The 2,257-nt window shown below is 64.7% G+C and carries 3 protein-coding genes and 1 pseudogene; all 4 read left to right on the top strand.

The window, feature by feature from the left end:
• Positions 1-200 (top strand): annotated as a pseudogene (locus HX846_RS34845) (AMP-binding protein); the annotation flags it as partial.
• 167 nt (positions 201-367) lie between these two features.
• A complete protein-coding gene (locus tag HX846_RS34840) occupies positions 368-1,102 on the top strand; it encodes a glycosyltransferase family 2 protein (RefSeq protein ID WP_178967218.1) in 735 nt (244 codons plus the stop codon).
• Complete coding sequence (locus tag HX846_RS34835) at positions 1,099-2,034, top strand: glycosyl transferase (protein ID WP_003209381.1); 936 nt, start codon at positions 1,099-1,101, stop codon at positions 2,032-2,034. Before HX846_RS34840 ends, HX846_RS34835 begins: the two co-directional genes overlap by 4 nt.
• Positions 2,018-2,257, top strand: a 240-nt coding sequence (locus tag HX846_RS34830) for an aromatic amino acid lyase (protein WP_178967217.1), incomplete at its 3' end; no start/stop codon positions are given. The genes HX846_RS34835 and HX846_RS34830, both read left to right, overlap by 17 nt.

Below are 2,257 nucleotides of genomic sequence, written 5' to 3'. Positions count from 1 at the left end.
TGGGCCAGCAACTGCTCAAGCTGCCGGGGCCGTTCGCCGGGATGGAGGTGCTCAAGTTCCAGCAACTGGTACGCCCGGATGACCGGATCGAACTGCACCTGCGGTTCGACCAGGAGCGCGGCAAGTTGTACTTCGCCTACCGCAATGAGGCGGCCGCCTGCTCCAGTGGGCGGATCGTGCTGGGGAGGGTCAGTGATTAAGCTTTTGTGGCGAGGGAGCTTGCTCCCGCTGGAGTGCGCAGCACTCCCAACCCAGGCACTGTGGTTTATCAGGCAAATCGGTGTCGCCTGTGTTGGGGCCGCTTCGCAGCCCAGCGGGAGCAAGCTCCCTCGCCACGCACAGCGCTTCTGCCAATGGGGTACCTGTTATGCATAAGCCCTGCGCCTTGATCCCGGTCTATAACCACGAAGCCGCCGTGCCCGCCGTGGTTCATAGCGTGCTGTCCAGCGGCCTGCCATGCCTGCTGGTAGACGACGGCAGCAGCGCCGCCTGCGCCGCCGTGCTGGCGCAACTGGCAACCCTCGACAACGTGTCCCTGCTGACCCTGCCCGCCAACCAGGGCAAAGGCGCCGCCGTCATGGCCGGCTTTCGCGAAGCCGCACGCCTGGGTTTCACCCACGCCCTGCAAGTGGACGCCGACGGCCAGCACGACCTGCGGGAAGTCGGTACCTTCCTCGACACCTCCCGTGCCCACCCGAATGCGGTGATCTGCGGCTACCCGGAATACGACGACAGCGTGCCCAAGGGCCGCCTTTACGCGCGCTACCTGACCCACGTGTGGGTGTGGATCAACACCTTGTCGCTGCAGATCCGCGATTCCATGTGCGGCTTTCGTGTGTACCCACTGCCACCGACCCTGGCCTTGATGGACTCGGCCAACATCGGCAAACGCATGGATTTCGACTCCGACATCCTGGTGCGCCTGGCCTGGCGCAACCAGCCGATGCGCTGGCTGCCGACCAAGGTGCACTACCCCGCCGACGGCCTGTCGCACTTTCGCCTGTTCCACGACAACGCGCTGATTTCCTCGATGCACACCCGGCTGTTCTTCGGCATGTTGGTGCGCGCGCCGATGATCCTCTGGCGCCGGTGGCAGGCATGAGCCAGGACACCAAGCACTGGGCCGACCGCGAGGAGCGCGGCAGCTTCTGGCTGATGAAATTCACCGCCTTCGCCGCCAAGGTCCTCGGGCGCCGGCTGCTGAGCCCGCTGCTCTACGGCATCGTTTTCTACTTCTTTCTGTTCGGCCGCACGGCCCGCCAAAGCGCCTGGCAATACCAGCAGCGCCTGGCCGACTGGAGCCGGCGCGACGACCTGCGCCCTACCCACAGAAGCGTCTTCGGCCAGTTCATGGCGTTCGCCGACGCCCTGCTGGACAAGCTCGACGTATGGAACGGCAAGTTGCGCCTGGAGCAGATCGAAATCATCGACCCGGCCCAACTGCGCGGCCAGCTGCGCAGCGAACGCGGGCAGATGCTGGTGGGCGCGCACCTGGGCAATCTTGAGGTGTGCCGCGCCCTCGCCGAGCTTGGCGAAAAGGTCACCATGAACGTGCTGGTGCACACCAAGCACGCTGAACGTTTCAACCGGATTCTGGGCGAAGCCGGGGCGACCAATCTGCGCCTGATCCAGGTCAGCGAACTTGACCCGGCAGTGATGATGCTGCTCAGCCAGCGCCTCGACGACGGCGAGTGGCTGGCGATTGCCGGCGACCGCGTACCGCTGCATGGCGGGCGCACGGTGCGCGTGGATTTCCTCGGCCATGACGCCGCCTTCCCCCAAGGCCCGTGGCTGTTGGCCGGTTTGCTGAAATGCCCGGTCAACCTGCTGATGTGCTTGAAGCATCAAGGCCGTTATCGCCTGATCATCGAGCCGTTCGCCCGGTTGATCGAATGGAAACGCAGCGACCGCCAGCAGGTGATCGCACAATGGACCGCCCGCTACGCCGAGCGCCTGGGCCAGTTCTGCCTGGAAGCGCCCCAACAATGGTTCAACTTTTACCCTTTCTGGAAGACCGATGACGACGCATCTTGAGCCGGTAACCTTCGGCGAAATTCCCCTGCGCATCGAAGACGTGCTGGCCCTGGCCAACCGTCAGGCGCCGACTCAACTGCAAGCCGATGCCAAGTACCGCCAGCGCATCGCCAAGGGCGCGCAGTTCCTGGATTCGTTGCTGGACAAGGAAGGCGTGATCTACGGCGTGACCACCGGCTACGGCGACTCGTGCGTGGTGGCGGTGCCGCTGGAGCACGTCGAA

The organism is Pseudomonas sp. K5002, from assembly GCF_013386655.1.
Taxonomy (GTDB): Bacteria; Pseudomonadota; Gammaproteobacteria; order Pseudomonadales; family Pseudomonadaceae; genus Aquipseudomonas.
This window is presented reverse-complemented; position numbering and strand designations above follow the sequence as displayed.